The organism is Streptomyces sp. KPB2, from assembly GCF_003950055.1.
GTDB lineage: Bacteria > Actinomycetota > Actinomycetes > Streptomycetales > Streptomycetaceae > Streptomyces > Streptomyces salinarius.
Genome location: NZ_CP034353.1, coordinates 6,187,660 through 6,205,789 on the forward strand (window position 1 = coordinate 6,187,660; position 18,130 = coordinate 6,205,789).

At 72.5% G+C, this 18,130-nt stretch carries 13 protein-coding genes; 8 read left to right on the forward strand and 5 right to left on the reverse strand.

Annotated features, from left to right (window positions below):
• Nucleotides 1-61 precede the first annotated feature (61 nt).
• Nucleotides 62-535: a type II 3-dehydroquinate dehydratase gene (aroQ, locus tag D1J63_RS27865; protein WP_125632630.1), complete on the forward strand. Its 474-nt coding sequence runs from the start codon at nt 62-64 to the stop codon at nt 533-535.
• A gap of 261 nt (nt 536-796) precedes the next feature.
• On the opposite strand, the gene D1J63_RS27870 is transcribed toward aroQ, so the two are convergent.
• Both D1J63_RS27870 and D1J63_RS27875 read right to left on the reverse strand, forming a co-directional pair.
• On the reverse strand, nt 797-1,453 hold the full coding sequence (locus D1J63_RS27870) for an MBL fold metallo-hydrolase (RefSeq protein ID WP_125632632.1): 657 nt from the start codon (nt 1,451-1,453) through the stop codon (nt 797-799).
• Between the two features lie 53 nt (nt 1,454-1,506).
• Complete coding sequence (locus tag D1J63_RS27875) at nt 1,507-2,193, reverse strand: maleylpyruvate isomerase family mycothiol-dependent enzyme (RefSeq protein ID WP_125632634.1); 687 nt, start codon at nt 2,191-2,193, stop codon at nt 1,507-1,509.
• 223 nt (nt 2,194-2,416) lie between these two features.
• Here D1J63_RS27875 and uvrA point away from each other — a divergent pair, with 223 nt between their 5' ends.
• The gene (gene uvrA, locus D1J63_RS27880; protein WP_125632636.1) at nt 2,417-5,467 is read left to right on the forward strand and encodes an excinuclease ABC subunit UvrA; all 3,051 of its coding nucleotides are present in this window, start codon (nt 2,417-2,419) and stop codon (nt 5,465-5,467) included.
• Between the two features lie 61 nt (nt 5,468-5,528).
• On the opposite strand, the gene D1J63_RS27885 is transcribed toward uvrA, so the two are convergent.
• Together D1J63_RS27885 and D1J63_RS27890 are read right to left on the reverse strand one after the other, a co-directional pair.
• The gene (locus D1J63_RS27885) at nt 5,529-6,437 is read right to left on the reverse strand and encodes a carbohydrate kinase (protein WP_125632638.1); all 909 of its coding nucleotides are present in this window, start codon (nt 6,435-6,437) and stop codon (nt 5,529-5,531) included.
• Nucleotides 6,434-7,552, reverse strand: coding sequence for a LacI family DNA-binding transcriptional regulator (locus D1J63_RS27890; protein WP_125635867.1), 1,119 nt, complete (start codon nt 7,550-7,552; stop codon nt 6,434-6,436). Before D1J63_RS27890 ends, D1J63_RS27885 begins: the two co-directional genes overlap by 4 nt.
• Nucleotides 7,553-7,846: 294 nt before the next feature.
• On the opposite strand from D1J63_RS27890, the gene D1J63_RS27895 reads away from it, so the two are divergent.
• A complete protein-coding gene (locus D1J63_RS27895) occupies nt 7,847-8,272 on the forward strand; it encodes a Rieske (2Fe-2S) protein (RefSeq protein ID WP_102931965.1) in 426 nt (141 codons plus the stop codon).
• Between the two features lie 92 nt (nt 8,273-8,364).
• Here the strand turns inward: D1J63_RS27895 and D1J63_RS27900 are convergent, their stop codons facing one another.
• The gene (locus D1J63_RS27900; RefSeq protein WP_125632640.1) at nt 8,365-9,321 is read right to left on the reverse strand and encodes a hypothetical protein; all 957 of its coding nucleotides are present in this window, start codon (nt 9,319-9,321) and stop codon (nt 8,365-8,367) included.
• A gap of 337 nt (nt 9,322-9,658) precedes the next feature.
• Here D1J63_RS27900 and uvrC point away from each other — a divergent pair, with 337 nt between their 5' ends.
• The 5 genes from uvrC (at nt 9,659) to D1J63_RS27930 (ending at nt 18,111) form a co-directional block, all read left to right on the forward strand.
• A complete protein-coding gene (gene uvrC / locus D1J63_RS27905) occupies nt 9,659-11,830 on the forward strand; it encodes an excinuclease ABC subunit UvrC (RefSeq protein ID WP_125632642.1) in 2,172 nt (723 codons plus the stop codon).
• Complete coding sequence (gene rapZ / locus D1J63_RS27910; protein WP_125632644.1) at nt 11,827-12,816, forward strand: RNase adapter RapZ; 990 nt, start codon at nt 11,827-11,829, stop codon at nt 12,814-12,816. Before uvrC ends, rapZ begins: the two co-directional genes overlap by 4 nt.
• Before the next feature lie 7 nt (nt 12,817-12,823).
• On the forward strand, nt 12,824-13,915 hold the full coding sequence (yvcK, locus tag D1J63_RS27915) for a uridine diphosphate-N-acetylglucosamine-binding protein YvcK (RefSeq protein ID WP_125632647.1): 1,092 nt from the start codon (nt 12,824-12,826) through the stop codon (nt 13,913-13,915).
• A complete protein-coding gene (gene whiA, locus D1J63_RS27920) occupies nt 13,906-14,895 on the forward strand; it encodes a DNA-binding protein WhiA (protein WP_061445365.1) in 990 nt (329 codons plus the stop codon). The genes yvcK and whiA overlap by 10 nt, the downstream gene beginning before the upstream one ends.
• Nucleotides 14,896-15,138: 243 nt before the next feature.
• Entirely contained in the window at nt 15,139-18,111 is a 2,973-nt protein-coding gene (locus D1J63_RS27930; RefSeq protein ID WP_125632649.1) for a M14 family metallopeptidase, read from the forward strand.
• Nucleotides 18,112-18,130 lie beyond the last annotated feature (19 nt).

The window sequence follows — 18,130 nt, forward strand, 5'->3', positions numbered from 1 at the left end:
AACCGGGGACCGAGCAGCGGTCGCGCAAGGGCCGCCGCACCCCTCACGGACCGGAGGAACCGTGCCCCGCACCCTGGCGACCGCCCCGATCATGATCCTCAACGGCCCCAACCTGAACCTGCTCGGCCAGCGCCAGCCGGAGATCTACGGCTCCGACACCCTCGCCGACGTCGAGGCACTGTGCGTCAAGGCGGCGGCCGCGCACGGCGGCACGGTGGACTTCCGGCAGTCCAACCACGAGGGGGAACTGGTCGACTGGATCCACGAGGCCCGGCTGCACCACTGCGGGATCGTGATCAACCCCGCCGCGTACTCGCACACGTCCGTCGCCATCCTGGACGCCCTCAACACCTGCGACGGGCTGCCGGTGGTCGAGGTCCACATCTCCAACATCCACCAGCGTGAGGCGTTCCGGCACCACTCCTACGTCTCGCAGCGCGCCGACGGCGTGGTCGCGGGATGCGGGGTGCAGGGGTACGTCTTCGGCGTGGAGCGGATCGCGGCCCTGGCCGGGGCCGGTGCGGCCAGGACCTGAGACGCCGGGGCCGCCGGCCGAGGGCGGGGATCGGGAGGCCGGCGGCCCGTGCCGCCCAGGAGCCGTCGATCCTGTGCGGGGCTGCCACCAGTCGACCGCGCCGCACCACCGCGGCGGGAGCGCGCGCGGACCGCGGGTGTGTGCGAACGCTTCACACGGGGCGCGCGCGGAGGCGCGAGGGCGCGGGCCCGCACGTCCGTACGCGCCCGTCCGCCCGTCACCGGCGCGCGACCGCCCGCCGCCGGCCGGCGTGCCCGACCGTCACCAGCCGCGCGCCCGCCATTCCGGCAGGTGCGGCCGCTCCGCGCCGAGCGTCGTGTCGTTGCCGTGCCCGGGGTAGACCCACGTCTCGTCCGGGAGCGTGTCGAAGACCTTGGTCTCCACGTCGTGGATCAGGCTCGCGAACGCCTTCGGATCCTTGTGGGTGTTGCCCACACCGCCCGGGAAGAGACAGTCCCCGGTGAACACGTGCGGATGCCCGTGCGGGTCGTCGTAGACCAGGACGATGGAGCCCGGCGTGTGTCCGACCAGGTGGCGTGCGGTGAGCTCCACCTGCCCGACCCGGATCGTGTCGCCGTCGTCCACCAGGACGTCGGTCGGCACCGGGATGCCCTCGGCGTCGTGCCGGCCGGCGTGGGTGCGGGCGCCGGTGGCCGCGACGACCTCGGCGAGCGCCTGCCAGTGGTCGCCGTGCCGGTGGGTGGTGACGACGGAGGCGATGCCGTCGTCACCGATCGTGCCGAGCAGGGTGTGCGCGTCGTTGGCGGCGTCGATCAGCAGCTGCTCGTCGGTGGCCCGGCAACGCAGCAGATAGGCGTTGTTGTTCATCGGGCCGACCGCGACCTTGGTGATCATCAGGTCCTTGAGCTCGTGCACGTCGGCGGGTCCGCCGACCGTCACCTCTCCGCTGTACGTCATGACGGCCAGCCTAGCGCCGGGGGCGGCCCGCAGACCGCCTCCCGTCCGCCCGTCTACAGGGGAGGCAGCGCCGGCAGCGGGCCGCCCTCCGCCGTGAGTGCGGAGCCCTCACGGCGACCGGCGAGCCAGCCGAGCAGATCGGCCGGGGGACCGGTGACGGTCACCTCGGGGGTGTCGGCCTCCCGCCCCGTGCGCCACGCGCGCGTGCCGTCCGTGAGCCGGGTCGGCGGCACGTCCGGGTGCCCGGCGAACCGGGCGGCGAGGAAGTCGATCTCCCGCGCGGTGAACTCCGTCGGAAGATCCTCCAGCTCGTACCCGATGCCCAGGTCGACGTGGTGCAGCTCCACCTCGACCCAGCGCCGGAACGGCACCCTGGAGGCGGAGTCCGTGACGCCGTTGCGCAGCTCCACGGTGCGGGACCAGTCCGCCGGCGCCGCTCCCGTCCCCTGGAAGCGGGCCGCGCTCTCGCGCAGGTCCGCGAGCTGGGCGTCGAGGGGGCGCGGGGCGTCCCGCTCGATGTCGGCGTCCCTGGCCTCGCCGGAGACGTACATGGGGCGCCCTTCGAGGACGTTCACCAGAGCGTCGGCGTTGCGGGCGAGGTGGGCGAGGACGTGACCGCGGCTCCAGCCGGGAAGCCGTGACGACTCCGTCACGGACGCGTTGTCCAGTTTCCCGACCGCGGTGAGCAGCCGCTCGGTAGCGTCACGTACAGACGCCAGGTCATGAGCGTGATCAATCATGCTGCTGACCCTAGACCGCACCACACCTTCGGGTGAAGGTTGTGGACGACCCCCGCAATTCGAATGCACGTGCTATAAGCTCGACTGCGGCGTCGGGCATGCTGGGAAGTCGGGGTTTGTTGACAACCGGTGAATCCGACCGGCGTTGTCAGTGGCTCCCCCTAGTCTGAGAAAGACGGGGGCCCCGCCCCTGTCACTTCTCTCAAGAAAGGTGCGGACCGGCGTGGCCGACCGTCTCATCGTCCGTGGCGCGCGCGAGCACAACCTGAAGAACGTCTCGCTCGACCTGCCTCGTGACTCGCTCATCGTCTTCACGGGCCTGTCCGGGTCGGGCAAGTCCTCCCTGGCCTTCGACACCATCTTCGCCGAGGGCCAGCGGCGCTACGTGGAGTCGCTCTCCTCCTACGCCCGGCAGTTCCTCGGCCAGATGGACAAGCCGGACGTCGACTTCATCGAGGGCCTCTCCCCGGCGGTCTCCATCGACCAGAAGTCGACCTCGCGCAACCCGCGCTCCACGGTCGGCACCATCACCGAGGTCTACGACTACCTGCGCCTGCTCTTCGCCCGCATCGGCAAGCCGCACTGTCCCGAGTGCCACCGGCCCATCTCGCGCCAGTCGCCGCAGGCCATCGTCGACAAGGTCCTGGAGCTGCCGGAGGGCAGCCGCTTCCAGGTGCTGTCGCCGCTGGTGCGTGAGCGCAAGGGCGAGTTCGTCGACCTCTTCGCCGACCTCCAGACCAAGGGCTACTCCCGCGCGCGGGTGGACGGCGAGACCGTCCAGCTGTCCAACCCGCCCACGCTGAAGAAGCAGGAGAAGCACACCATCGAGGTGGTCGTCGACCGCCTCACGGTGAAGGACTCCGCCAAGCGGCGCCTGACCGACTCCGTGGAGACCGCGCTCGGCCTGTCCGGCGGCATGGTCGTGCTCGACTTCGTCGACCTCCCCGAGGACGACCCCGAGCGCGAGCGCATGTACTCGGAGCACCTGTACTGCCCGTACGACGACCTGTCCTTCGAAGAGCTGGAGCCCCGTTCCTTCTCCTTCAACTCGCCCTTCGGCGCCTGCCCCGACTGCTCCGGCATCGGCACCCGCATGGAGGTCGACCCGGAGCTGATCGTCCCCGACGAGGACAAGTCCCTCGACGAGGGCGCCATCCACCCCTGGTCGCACGGACACACCAAGGACTACTTCGGCCGCCTGATCGGCGCCCTCGCCGACGCGCTCGGCTTCCGCACGGACATCCCCTTCGCGGGCCTGCCGCTGCGCGCCCGCAAGGCCCTGCTGAACGGCCACAAGACCCAGGTCGAGGTCCGCTACCGCAACCGGTACGGCCGCGAGCGCCGGTACACCACGGCCTTCGAGGGCGCGATCCCCTTCGTCAAGCGCCGGCACAGCGAGGCCGAGAGCGACTCCAGCCGCGAGCGCTTCGAGGGCTACATGCGCGAGGTGCCCTGCCCCACCTGTGAGGGCACCCGCCTCAAGCCCCTCGTCCTCGCGGTCACCGTCATGGGCAAGTCGATCGCCGAGGTCTCGGCGATGTCCATCAGCGACTGCGCGGACTTCCTGGGCGAGCTGACGCTCAACGCCCGCGACAAGAAGATCGCCGAGCGCGTCCTGAAGGAGGTCAACGAACGGCTGCGGTTCCTGGTCGACGTCGGCCTGGACTACCTCTCGCTGAACCGCGCGGCGGGCACCCTCTCCGGCGGCGAGGCCCAGCGCATCCGGCTGGCCACCCAGATCGGCTCCGGACTCGTCGGCGTGCTGTACGTCCTGGACGAGCCGTCCATCGGCCTGCACCAGCGCGACAACCACCGGCTGATCGAGACCCTCGTCCGGCTCCGGGACATGGGCAACACCCTCATCGTCGTCGAGCACGACGAGGACACCATCAAGGTCGCCGACTGGATCGTCGACATCGGTCCCGGCGCGGGCGAGCACGGCGGCAAGGTGGTGCACAGCGGTTCCGTCAAGGAGCTGCTCGACAACGCCGAGTCGCAGACCGGGCTGTACCTGTCCGGACGCAAGGCCATTCCGCTGCCCGACATCCGGCGCCCGCAGGACCCCTCCCGGCGCCTCACCGTGCACGGCGCCCGGGAGAACAACCTCCAGGACATCGACGTGTCCTTCCCGCTGGGCGTCTTCACCGCCGTCACCGGCGTCTCGGGCTCCGGCAAGTCGACGCTGGTCAACGACATCCTCTACACCCACCTGGCCCGCGAGCTGAACGGCGCGCGGAACGTCCCGGGCAGGCACACGCGCGTGGACGGCGACGACCTCGTCGACAAGGTCGTCCACGTCGACCAGTCGCCCATCGGCCGCACCCCGCGGTCGAACCCGGCGACGTACACCGGCGTCTTCGACCACATCCGCAAGCTGTTCGCCGAGACGACGGAGGCGAAGGTCCGCGGCTACCTGCCCGGGCGCTTCTCCTTCAACGTCAAGGGCGGCCGCTGCGAGAACTGCGCGGGCGACGGCACCATCAAGATCGAGATGAACTTCCTCCCGGACGTCTACGTCCCGTGCGAGGTCTGCCACGGCGCCCGGTACAACCGGGAGACCCTGGAGGTCCACTACAAGGGCAAGTCCATCGCCGACGTGCTGAACATGCCGATCGAGGAGGCGACCGACTTCTTCGAGGCGGTCCCCGCCATCTCCCGGCACATGAAGACCCTCAAGGACGTCGGTCTCGGGTACGTCCGGCTCGGCCAGTCCGCGACCACCCTGTCCGGCGGCGAGGCCCAGCGCGTCAAGCTCGCCAGCGAGCTGCAGCGCCGCTCCACCGGACGCACGGTCTACGTCCTGGACGAGCCGACCACCGGTCTCCACTTCGAGGACATCAGCAAGCTGCTGACGGTCCTCGGCGGCCTGGTCGACAAGGGCAACACCGTCATCGTCATCGAGCACAACCTCGACGTGATCAAGACCGCCGACTGGGTCGTCGACATGGGCCCCGAGGGCGGCGCCGGCGGTGGCCTGGTGGTCGCCGAGGGCACGCCCGAGCAGGTCGCGGGTGTCCCCGCCAGCCACACCGGCAAGTTCCTCCGGGACGTCCTCGGCGCCGACCGGGTCAGTGACGCGGCCCCGGTGACCAGGCCGCGCAAGGCGGCGAAGACGGTCGCGACCAAGGCCACCGCCAGGAAGACCGCCACCAAGGCGGTCACCGCCACGGCGGCCAAGAAGGCGACCGCCGCCAAAACGGCCAGGACCGCCAAGACGGCCAAGAAGGCCGCCACGCCCGCCGCGAAGAAGACCACGCGGACGAGCAAGGCCTGAGTGCGGTCGGCGGCGCCGGACCCCATGGGTGAACCCCTGGGTCCGGCGCCGCCGCCGTCCGTCAGCCGGTGACCTCGTGGGCGTACGGCGGTTCCGCGCCCGCCCGGGAGCAGGTGACCGCGGCCGCGCGGGCGGCGAAGCCCAGCAGCCCGGCCCAGCCGTCCGGCCCCAGCGCGGCCACGGCCGCGTCGCCGAGGGCGTTCCGCGCCGCGAGGCCGTGCAGCAGGGCCGCGTTCACCGTGTCGCCCGCGCCGATCGTGTCCACCACCTCGACGCGTTCGCCCGGCACCGTGTACTCGCCCCCGTCGCGGGTGAACGCGGTCAGGCCGTCGCCGCCCCGGGTGACCACGACCGCGGCCGGTCCCGCCGCGAGCCACTCCCCGGGGGTGCCGCCGAGCCACTCGGCGTCCTCGGCGGACAGCTTCAGCAGCGACACCGACGGCAGCCAGCTCTTGAACCGGGCCCGGTAGGCGTCAGGGTCCGGGATCAGCCCGGCCCGGATGTTGGGGTCCAGCGCCGTGAACACGCCCCGCGCGGCCGTCTCGCGCAGCAGTTCCTCGTACGCGCTCGCGCCCGGCTCCAGCACCAGCGAACACGTCCCGAAGGAGACGGCCCGGGTGCCGGTCGGCAGGCCGGCGGGCAGCGAGAACAGCCGGTCAGCGGTCCCGTCCACGTAGAACGAGTACGCGGCCGAGCCGTCCGCGTCGAGCGAGGCCACGGCGAGGGTGGTCGGCTCGGCCCCGCGCTGCACCGGCGAGACGTCCACGCCGGTCTCGCGCAGCCGGTCGAGGAGCGCCTCGCCGAAGGCGTCGTACGACACCCGTGAGCAGAACGCCACGGGCGAGCCGAGGCGGCCCAGCGCGACGGCGGTGTTGTACGGACCGCCGCCGAGCGCGGGCCGCAGCGCGGCGAGGGCGCCCGTGCCCTGCGGTACCAGGTCGATCAGTGCCTCACCGGCGACGACGATCACGGGAGGGTCCTTTCGTTGGCCTTGGCATGGGCTTGCGCATGGGGTTCTCCGGACGGCCCGGCGAGCCGCCCGGACCGCTCCGGGAGCCGCCGGGGCTGCTCGGCGCAGCCGCAGGAGGTGCGGTGGACGAAGGAGCAGGGCAGCCGTACGGTCCGCGCCGGCCGGTCCGGCGCGGCGAGGCGGTCGAGGAGCAGCCGCACGGCCCGCGCACCGATCTCCCTGCTGGGCTGGGCGACGGCGGTGAGCCCGGGTGAGAAGAGGTCCGCCCAGGCGAAGTCGTCGAAGCAGCACAGCGCGAGGTCGCCGGGCACGGACAGGCCCCGCTCGCGGACGGCGCGCAGGGCGCCGATGGTCATCGCGTTGTTGGCGGTGACCAGCGCGGTGGGCGGCACCGCCAGGGACAGCAGCTGCGCCGTGGCCCGTTCGCCGCCGGCCGCCTCGGAGTCGCCGTGCACCAGCAGCCGCTCGTCGTAGGGCAGACCCGCGGCGGCGAGGCCGTGCCGGTACCCGGTGATCCGCTCGCGGGTCGTGCTGAACCCCGGCCGGCCCGCGACCAGGCCGATCCGGCGGTGGCCCAGCCCGGCGAGATGACCCACCAGCCCCGTGGTCGGCTCGGCGCCCTCGGCGCAGACCTGGTCGAAGCGCGGGGCGTCCTCGGCCTCCGGCACGTCGACGACCCGGTCGAGGAACACGGCCGGCACCCGGTGGCGGGTGAGGTAGGCGACCAGGTCCCGGGGCTCGGCGGAGGGCGCGACGATCATGCCGTCCACACGCCGCTCGTGCAGCAGCCGGACCACCTCGCGCTCGTGCCCGGGGTCGTCGTGCGGGTCGGCGATGAGCAGGCCGTAGCCGTGCTCCAGGGCGGCGGCCTCGACGCCCTGGAGGATCTCCGTGAAGTACGGGTTGCTGATCGCCGACACCGCGAGCCCGATGGAACGGGTGCGCGAGGTCACCAGGGAGCGGGCGAGGGTGTTCGGCGTGTAGCCCAGCTCCTCCACGGCGTCGAGCACCGCCTGGCGGGTGTGGGGCAGCACCGGGCGGGTGCCGTTGAGGACGTGCGAGACGGTCGCCACGGAGACACCGGCACTCCGCGCGACATCGGCCATGGTCGCCACCGGCGCACCCCCTTCGCTCACGTCCCCGCCCGGACCTGTCACTCGCGTCCCCGCCCGGACCTGTCACTCACGTCCCCGCCCGGACCCGTCGCTCACGTCCCGCTCCGGCCGGACCGTACCCCACGCGCCAGGGGCGCGTAAACGCTTGCGCAAGCGTTTACGCGCTGCCGGACGGCGACCCGCCTCCGGGCCACCCGGCCCGCGGGACCACCCGCCCGGCCGGATATCGTCGGCCCTGTGGCGCACCTCCCGCTCACGCCCCGCCCGGCCCCGAACCCGACCAGTGGAGACCTCATGCCCGGCCGCCCCGCCCCGAGTCGCCGTACCGTCCTGCGTTCGGTGGCCGTCACGCCCGTCGCCGGACTCGGCCTGGCCGCCTGCTCCCCGGGCGACGACGGCGCCGCCCCGGCCAGGCCGACCGCACCCGTGGACCTGGGCGCGGACGGGGAGGTCGCCAAGGGCGCGACGAAGCTGTTCCCGGACGGGAACGTGGTGGTCAGCCGCGCCGAGGACGGCTCCCTGAAGGCGTTCAGCACGGTGTGCACGCACGCGGGGTGCCCCATCAAGAAGCTGGAGGGCACCAAGCTCGTCTGCAACTGCCACGGCAGCGAGTTCGACGCCCGCACCGGCGAGGTGCTGCACGCCCCGGCGACCGTGCCGCTCATCGAGCTGCCGGTCGAGGTGAAGCAGGGCCGGATCGTCGCGAGCCCGGGGACCTGACCGTCAGGAGCCCGACCGTCAGGAGCCCGACCGGGAGCAGCCGACGCCCTCCCCGGCGCCGCAGCCGACGCCCTCCCCGGGGCCCCGGCGTCCTACTCCCAGTCCCAGCCGATCCCCAGCATCCCCGACCTGACCCGCGGCTCCACGAGATGCACCGAGCGGTGCAGTCCGCTGAGCGCCAGCTCCTGCCGGCCACCGCGCGGCGCCGCCGGGGAGTGCTGCGTGAACCGGTGGCAGCGCACCGGAAGGGCCGCGACGTCGAACCGCACCTGGAGCGCGTACTGCCCGCCCGCGACACCGAACCCGCGGACGTACTCGCGCGACACACCGGCCGTGCCGTCCTCGACTCCGTAGCGGAAGAGGTGGGTGTCGCCGGCCCCCAGCCGCGTGTCGAAGAGCAGCTCGGTCACCAGCAGGCCGGTCTCGTGGTGGGTGCGCACCCGTCCCGTGCGGCAGTTCTCCAGGGCGTGGACGGTCATCCGGGCGGGGACGCACCCCGGGTCGCCGTAGTGGACGGCGACGAAGCGGTCGACGCCGTCCCGGTGTGCGCGGACGATGAGGTGCGACTCGCGGCCCGCCAGCTCACGGCCGGGCCCGACGCGGATCCGTTCGTGGTGCCCGAGGGTGTGCACCCCGCCGTCCGGCGACGGGTGCCCCAGTTCGGCCAGCAGCCCGTCAAGGACGCCCGAGGCCGCCAGGTGGGCGCGGTAGGAGCGGCCCGCGGGCCGTCGGTCGCGGTCCGTTGCCTCGGCGCCGGACTCGGCGAGCAGACGTATCAGCGACTCCTCGGGCAGCTGGAGTATCTCCTCCAGGGCCCGCACGGCCCGCAGGGACTCCGGACGCTGCGGGCGCCGGGCCCCCTGCTGCCAGTAGCTCAGGCTCGTGACGCCCACCTTCACCCCGTGGCGCGACAGATGGTGCTGCACACGCTGCAGCGGCAGCCCACGCGCGGCGATCGCCGCGCGCAGCGCGACGTGGAAGGGGCCACCGCGCAGGGCCGAGTCGAGTTGCGCCGTGGCGACGTCCGCGTGCTGTGTGGCGTGCGGCATGCAGGGGCCCTCCTGTGAAGTTCACGACGGCTGGTCAGACCGTCGACACGGATCGGCCGGGGCCGCCCCCGGTCGCGGCGCAGAGGTCTTCACATCCGTACGCCGCGCTTCAGGCCCCGAGTCCCCCCGCATTGAAGCGTGTTGACCTAGTCCGGACAACACCTGACGCCCGACCGTCACGCGCTCCTGGCCGAGAACGCACGGGCCCGCCCTCCCGGCTGCCACCCACCGTGACCGGCCGGCCCCGCACCGTCTTCCCCGCCGGCGGTCCACAGGGGCCCGGCCCGTCGTCCACAGCCCCGCCGCGGTGTCGGTCCGCGCCAGTAGGGTGTGAGTCATGGCCGACCCCTCCAGCTACCGCCCCAGGCCGGGAGAGATCCCGGACACCCCGGGGGTGTACAGGTTCCGTGACGAGCACCGCCGGGTGATCTACGTCGGAAAGGCGAAGAGCCTGCGCCAGCGCCTGGCGAACTACTTCCAGGACCTGGCGCACCTGCACCCGCGCACCCGCACCATGGTCACCACGGCCGCGTCCGTGGAGTGGACGGTGGTGTCCACGGAGGTCGAGGCACTGCAGCTGGAGTACTCCTGGATCAAGGAGTACGACCCCCGGTTCAACGTCAAGTACCGCGACGACAAGAGCTACCCGTACCTCGCGGTGACGATGAACGAGGAGTTCCCGCGCGTCCAGGTGATGCGCGGCCACAAGAAGAAGGGCGTGCGCTACTTCGGGCCGTACGGACACGCCTGGGCCATCCGCGACACGGTCGACCTCCTGCTGCGCGTCTTCCCGGTGCGCACCTGCTCCACGGGCGTCTTCAAGAACGCCGCCCGCACCGGCCGCCCCTGTCTGCTCGGCTACATCGGCAAGTGCTCCGCGCCCTGCGTCGGCCGGATCACGCCCGACGACCACTGGGACCTGGCCGACGAGTTCTGCGACTTCATGGCCGGCCGCACCGGCACCTACCTGCGCCGCCTGGAGCGGCAGATGGCCGACGCCGCGGAGGAGATGGAGTACGAGCGGGCGGCGCGCCTGCGGGACGACATCGGGGCCCTCAAGAAGGCGATGGAGAAGAGCGCGGTCGTGCTCGCCGACGCCACCGACGCCGACCTGATCGCGGTCGCCGAGGACGAGCTGGAGGCCGCCGTCCAGATCTTCCACGTGCGCGGCGGACGCGTGCGCGGTCAGCGCGGCTGGGTCACCGACAAGGTGGAGGAGATCACCACCGCCGCCCTCGTCGAGCACGCCCTACAGCAGCTGTACGGCGAGGAGAGCGGGGACGCCGTGCCCAAGGAGGTCCTGGTCCCCGCCCTGCCCGACCCGGTCGAGCCCGTCCAGCAGTGGCTCACCGAGCGCCGGGGCTCGGGCGTGTCGCTGCGCATCCCGCAGCGCGGCGACAAGAAGGCGCTGATGGAGACCGTCCAGCGCAACGCCCAGCAGGCCCTCGTCCTGCACAAGACCAAGCGCGCCTCGGACCTGACGACGCGCTCGCGCGCGCTGGAGGAGATCGCCGAGGCCCTCGACCTCGACAGCGCCCCGCTGCGCATCGAGTGCTACGACATCTCGCACCTCCAGGGCGACGACGTCGTGGCCTCCATGGTCGTCTTCGAGGACGGGCTGGCCCGGAAGAGCGAATACCGGCGGTTCCAGATCAAGGGCTTCGAGGGACAGGACGACGTCCGTTCCATGCACGAGGTCATCACCCGCCGCTTCCGCCGCTATCTCGCCGAGAAGGAGAAGACCGGCGAGTGGGCGGACGGCGAGTCGCTCACCGACGGCGGGCAGCACGCCGACGGCGGGCAGCACCCCGGCGGCGGGCAGCACCCCGGCGGCGACGCCGGTCCGGGTGGCCAGGCCTCCGCACCGGACGACGGCGAGGCGCTCACCCACGGCCCGGCGCTCAAGGACGACGACGGCCGGCCCAAGAGGTTCGCCTACCCGCCGCAGCTCGTCGTGGTCGACGGCGGTCAGCCGCAGGTCGCGGCCGCCCAGCGGGCGCTGGACGAGCTGGGCATCGACGACATCGCCGTGTGCGGTCTCGCCAAGCGCCTGGAGGAGGTCTGGCTGCCCCGCGAGGACGACCCCGTCGTCCTGCCCCGCACCAGCGAAGGCCTCTACCTGCTGCAGCGGGTCCGCGACGAGGCCCACCGCTTCGCGATCACCTACCAGCGCACCAAGCGCGCCAAACGCTTCCGCGCCGGACCGCTCGACGACGTGCCCGGCCTGGGGGAGACCCGCAAACAGGCGCTGATCAAGCACTTCGGTTCGGTGAAGCGGCTGCGGGCGGCGACGATCGACCAGATCTGCGAGGTGCCCGGCATAGGCCGCAAGACGGCCGAGACCGTGGCCGTGGCCCTGGCCGGGGCCACCCCGGCCGGGCCCGCCGTGAACACGGCGACCGGAGAGATCATGGATGACGACGACGGGGCACCCGAGACGACGGCGGATGCCCCGGGGGAGCCCGTGTCCGCGGGCACCCCGGACGAACGACGGGGGCAGGAGAGATGACCGAGCACGAGGCACGGCCCGCAGCCGGACGAGAACAGACGCAGGCCGCGGCGGCACGAGAACAGACCCGCGACGACGGAGCACAGGTGAGTACGGGCAAGGAAACAGCCGGGACGCACGAAGCGGCCATCCCCGAGCTGGTGATCATCTCCGGCATGTCCGGGGCAGGCCGCTCGACGGCCGCCAAGTGTCTGGAGGACCTGGGCTGGTTCGTCGTCGACAACCTCCCGCCCGCGCTGATCCCCACCATGGTGGAGCTCGGCGCCCGCTCCCAGGGCAACGTGGCCCGCATCGCGGTGGTCGTGGACGTCCGAGGACGGCGCTTCTTCGACAACCTGCGCGAGTCCCTCGCGGACCTCGACGCCCGCGGCGTCACCCGCCGGATCGTCTTCCTGGAGTCCTCCGACGACGCCCTGGTGCGCCGCTTCGAGTCGGTGCGCCGCCCGCACCCCCTCCAGGGCGACGGCCGCATCGTGGACGGCATCGCCGCCGAGCGCGAGCTGCTCCGGGAGCTGCGCGGCGACGCCGACCTGGTGATCGACACCTCCAGCCTCAACGTGCACGAGCTGCGCGCCAAGATGGACGCCCAGTTCGCCGGCGAGGAGGAGCCCGAGCTGCGGGCCACGGTGATGTCCTTCGGCTTCAAGTACGGCCTCCCGGTCGACGCCGACCTCGTCGTCGACATGCGCTTCCTGCCCAACCCGCACTGGGTCCCGGAGCTGCGCCCCTTCACCGGCCTGAACGAGGAGGTGTCGAGCTACGTCCTCAACCAGCCCGGGGCCAAGGAGTTCCTCGACCGCTACGCCGAGCTGCTCCAGCTGATCGCGGCGGGCTACCGTCGGGAGGGCAAGCGCTATGTGACCGTCGCCGTCGGCTGCACCGGGGGCAAGCACCGGTCCGTGGCCATGTCGGAGAAGCTCGCCGCCCGGCTCGCCGCCGAGGGCGTGGAGACGGTGGTCGTCCACCGGGACATGGGACGGGAATGACAGGGGAATGACAGGACGCACTCCGCGGCTGAGCCGGCTGCGCCGGGTGGTGCCCGAGGGGCGCGGCGGCAGACCCGCCGACGCCCGCGCGGCCCGGCCCGAACAGACGCGCGGCGGCAAGCCGCGCCGCCGGGGCGCCCAGCCCAAGGTCGTCGCTCTCGGCGGCGGCATGGGCCTGTCCGCCTCGCTCGCCGCGCTGCGCCGGATCACCGGCGACCTCACCGCCGTCGTCACCGTCGCCGACGACGGCGGCTCCAGCGGGCGGCTCCGTGACGAGCTGGGGGTGCTGCCGCCCGGTGACCTGCGCAAGGCGCTCGCCGCGCTGTGCGGGGACGACGACTGGGGCCAGACCTGGGCCCGCGTCATCCAGCACCGCTTCCAGTCCCAGGGCGACCTGCACGAACACGCGGTCGGCAATCTGCTGATCGTCGCCCTGTGGGAGCAGCTCGGCGACCACGTCCAGGCGCTGGACCTGGTGGGCAAGCTGCTCGGCGCGCACGGGCGGGTGCTGCCCATGTCCGCCGTCCCGCTGGAGCTCCAGGCCCTGGTCAGGGGCCACGACCCGGAACGTCCCGACGAGGTGGACACCGTACGGGGACAGGCGACCGTGGCGCTCACGCCGGGCGAGGTGCAGTCCGTGCACCTGGTGCCCAGCGACCCGCCGGCCGTCCCCGACGCGGTCGACGCCGTCCTGGACGCCGACTGGGTGGTGCTGGGCCCCGGCTCCTGGTTCTCCTCGGTCATCCCGCACCTGCTCGTGCCCGAGCTGCTGGACGCCCTGGTCGAGACGAAGGCGCGCCGCGTGCTCTCGCTGAACCTCGCCCCGCAGCCCGGAGAAACTGAGGGCTTCTCACCGCAGCGTCATTTGGAGGTTTTGGGACGACACGCCCCTAAACTCGCCCTGGACGTGGTGCTGGCCGACGAGGCCGCCGTGCCCGACCGTGACTCGCTGACCGACGCCGCGAAACGGTTCGGCGCCGCGGTCGAGCTGGCTCCGGTCGCCCGGACCGACGGGACCCCGAGGCACGACCCGGAGCTGCTGGCCGCCGCGTACGACCGTATTTTTCGGATGCATGGAAGGATCGGCCCATGGCGATGACGGCAGCGGTGAAGGACGAGATCTCCCGGCTCCCCGTCACCCGGACCTGCTGCAGAAAGGCGGAGGTCTCCGCCGTTCTGCGGTTCGCCGGCGGCCTTCACCTGGTGAGCGGGCGCATTGTGATCGAGGCGGAGCTGGACACCGCGCGGGCGGCCCGCCGGCTCAAGCAGGACATCCTGGAGATCTTCGGGCACGGTTCGGAGCTGATCGTGATGGCGCCCGGCGGGCTGCGCCGCGGTTCGCGCTTCGTCGTCCGGGTGGTCGCCGGCGGTGACCAGCTGGCCCGGCAGACCGGCCTGGTGGACGGCCGGGGACGGCCCATCCGGGGGCTGCCGCCGCAGGTGGTCTCGGGGGCCACCTGCGACGCCGAGGCCGCCTGGCGCGGGGCCTTCCTGGCGCACGGCTCGCTCACCGAGCCCGGCCGCTCCTCCTCCCTGGAGGTGACCTGCCCGGGCCCCGAGGCGGCGCTCGCCCTGGTCGGCGCCGCCCGTCGGCTGTCGATCCCCGCCAAGGCCCGCGAGGTGCGCGGCGTGGACCGGGTCGTGGTCCGCGACGGCGACGCGATCGGCGCCCTGCTCACCCGGCTCGGCGCCCACGACTCGGTGCTGGCCTGGGAGGAGCGCAGGCTGCGCCGCGAGGTCCGCGCCACCGCCAACCGGCTCGCCAACTTCGACGACGCCAACCTGCGCCGTTCGGCCCGCGCGGCCGTCGCCGCCGGCGCCCGGGTCCAGCGCGCCCTGGAGATCCTCGCCGACGACGTGCCCGAGCACCTCGCCGCCGCGGGCCGGCTGCGCATGGAGCACAAGCAGGCCTCCCTGGAGGAGCTGGGCGCCCTCGCCGACCCGCCGCTGACCAAGGACGCCGTGGCCGGGCGCATCCGCCGCCTGCTGGCCATGGCCGACAAGCGGGCCTCCGACCTCGGCATCGCCGGCACGGACGCCAACCTCGGCGAGGAGCTGGCCGACAACCTGGTCGGCTGACCGCACGGGCCAGGACCGCCGACGCACGGTGCCGCCGGCGAGCCGACACCGCCGCGGAGCCGACACCGCCGACGAGCGGATACCACCAACAGGCCGGTACCGGAGCCCACTTGGGTGACCGGTACCGGCTTCGGCGTGTCCCTGCCGGGCTCTTGACTCGATCATGAGCTGTCATGAGCCTGGCACCTGTTCGCCACTGTGGCGGACCCAGGCCTGTCGGACAGGCCCCACCTAGGGGGGTTCATGAGACGAAGAGCGAGATCGATCCTCGCCGTCGGCGCGCTCCTGATCGGCGGAGCGAGCTTCGCACCCATCGCCCAGGCACAACCCGCGGACCCGGCGACCCCGGACGCGAACGAAGTGAAGGTCTTCCGCGCCGACGTCACCAAGGAGCAGGTACCCCTGCTGCTGGCCGCCGGCCAGGACGGCCACGAACTCGGCGAGCAGGTACCCGACCGCGGCACGGCCGCCGTCGAGCTCTACCTCACCGAGAAGCAGGCCGGCACGCTGGAGAAACAGGGCGTCGACCTCACCGAGCACACCCTGTCCGCCCAGTCCGAGAAGCGGGTCGAGAGCGCCGCCGACGGCGTCTTCCGCCCGTACAGCGGCAGCGGCGGACTGCGCGAGGAGATCCTGCGCACCGCCCGGGAGAACCCCGGTCTGACCAAGGTCGTCTCCATCGGGAAGACCGTGCGGGGCCAGGACATCCTGGCGCTCAAGCTCACCAAGCACGCGAAGAAGTCGAGGGACGGCTCCAAGCCGGCCGTCCTCTACATGTCGAACCAGCACGCGCGTGAGTGGATCACCCCGGAGATGACCCGGCGGCTGATGCACCACTACCTGGACAACTACAAGAAGGACCGGCGGATCAGGAAGATCGTCGACTCCACCGAGCTGTGGTTCGTCCTGTCGGCCAACCCCGACGGCTACGACTACACCTTCGAGAGCGACGACAACCGCCTCTGGCGCAAGAACCTGCGCGACGTCAACGGCGACGGCACCATCAGCACCGGCGACGGCGTCGACCTCAACCGCAACTTCGCCTACAAGTGGGGCTACGACGACGAGGGCTCGTCCCCCAACCCCACCAGCGAGACCTACCGCGGCGCGAGCCCCGGCTCCGAGCCCGAGACCAAGGCGCTCGACGCCTTCCAGAAGCGGATCGGCTTCACGTACGGCATCAACTACCACTCCGCCGCCGAACTCCTCCTCTACGGCGTCGGCTGGCAGGTGGCCACCAACACCCCGGACGACGTCCTCTACAAGGCGCTGGCCGGCACCCCCGACAACTCCGCGATCCCCGGCTACCACCCGCAGGTCTCCTCGGAGCTGTACACCACCAACGGCGAGGCCGACGGACACGCGGCCAACGTCAACGGCATGGCGATGTTCACCCCGGAGATGTCGACCTGCCAGACGGCCTCCGATGTGGAGCCCGACGACGAGTGGAACGCGCGCGACTGCCAGTCGGGCTTCAACTTCCCCGACGACGAGAAACTGATCCAGGAGGAGTTCGCCAAGAACATCCCCTTCGCGCTCTCCGTCGCCGAGACCGCCGCCCACCCCGACCGTCCGTCCTCCTCGGTCGGCCTGGACGCCGCCGACTTCACCCCGGCCCCCTTCACCACCTCCTACGCGCGCGGCGCCGACCAAGAGGTCTCCGTCGTCGTCCGCAAGTCCGTGCGCGACAAGGAGCTGAAGTACCGCGTCAACGGCGGACGCACGCACGACGCGACGCTGCGGCCCTGGCGGGGCGGCGAGACGTACGGCGGCGAGGACAACCTCTACTTCGACGAGTACCGGGCCAAGGTGCGGGGCGCCGACCCCGGCGACCGCGTCGAGGTCTGGTTCACCGGAGAAAAGCCGCGAGGCAGCCACGACCGGCACGGCAAGCGCACCGAGAGCGAGCACTTCACCTACACGGTCGCCGAGCGGCCCCGCGCCGACGTCCTCGTCGTCGCCGAGGAGGGTGCGAAGGCCACGCAGACCCGGACGTACGTGGACGCCCTCAAGGCCAACGGCCGGCGCGCCGCCGTCTGGGACGTCGCCGCCCAGGGCGCCCCCGACGCGCTCGGCGTCCTCGGCCACTTCGACACGGTCGTCCACTACACGGGCGCCGCGGTGCCCGGCAACGCCACCCAGCTCCAGCTGCGCGCCTTCCTCAACGAGGGCGGCAAGCTGATCGAGGCCGGCGAGCAGGCCGGCGGCGAGGTCGACCTCGGCGGCGGCACCCTCTCCGACGACTTCAGCCAGTACTACCTGGGCGCCTACACCCGCACCGCCACCTCCGGCGCCACCGGCTTCGCGGGCTCCGGCAAGCTCGACGGGGCCGGCGGGACCCTCGGCGACGCCCCCGGCAACCCGCTGGACGCCGCCGGGGCGTACAGCGTGACCTCCGACGAGCTCGACCCCGGCACGTACCCGCAGTTCGCGAGCGCGGGCGCCGGGAAGTTCGCCGGGACGGTCAACCCGTACGGGCCCTACGCGGGGGAGTGGATGGCCGCCGCCGTCCACACCGACGACGCCTACAAGCGCCTCACCCGCACCGTCGACCTCACCGGAGTCACCGCCTCCGACCGCCCCGTGCTCCGCACCCAGCTGCTGTGGGACACCGAGCGCGGCTACGACCACGCCCTGGTCGAGGCGCACACCACCGGCGCCGACGACTGGACCACCCTGCCCGAGGCGAACGGCGCCACCGGCACCGCCGTACCCGCGGAGTGCGCGGCCGGGTTCTACATGGCCGGGCACCCCTGGCTGGCGCACTACCTGACCCTGTCCGACGACGGCTGCACCGCGACCGGCACCACCGGCCAGTGGAACAGCCTCACCGGCTCCTCCGGCGGCTGGAAGCAGGTCGAGTTCGACCTGAGCGCCTACGCCGGGAAGTCCGTCGAGCTGTCGATCGCCTACGTCACCGACCCGGGCAGCGGCGGCCGGGGCGTCCTCGCCGACGAGGCCTCCCTGGTCGTCGGCGGCACGGCGACGCAGACCGAGGGCTTCGAGACCTCGCTGGGCGCCTGGCGGGTCCCGGGACCGCCCGAGGGCAGCCCCGCCGTCCTGAAGGACTGGACCCGCACCGGGACCCTGTTCCAGACCTACGGCGCGGTCACCACGGACGACACGGTGCTGCTCGGCTTCGGCCTGGAGCACCTCGCCGAACCGGCCGCCCGCGCGGCGCTGGTCCGGCAGGCGCTGCATGCCCTGGACGAGTGAATTCCGGTGTGCGGGGGAC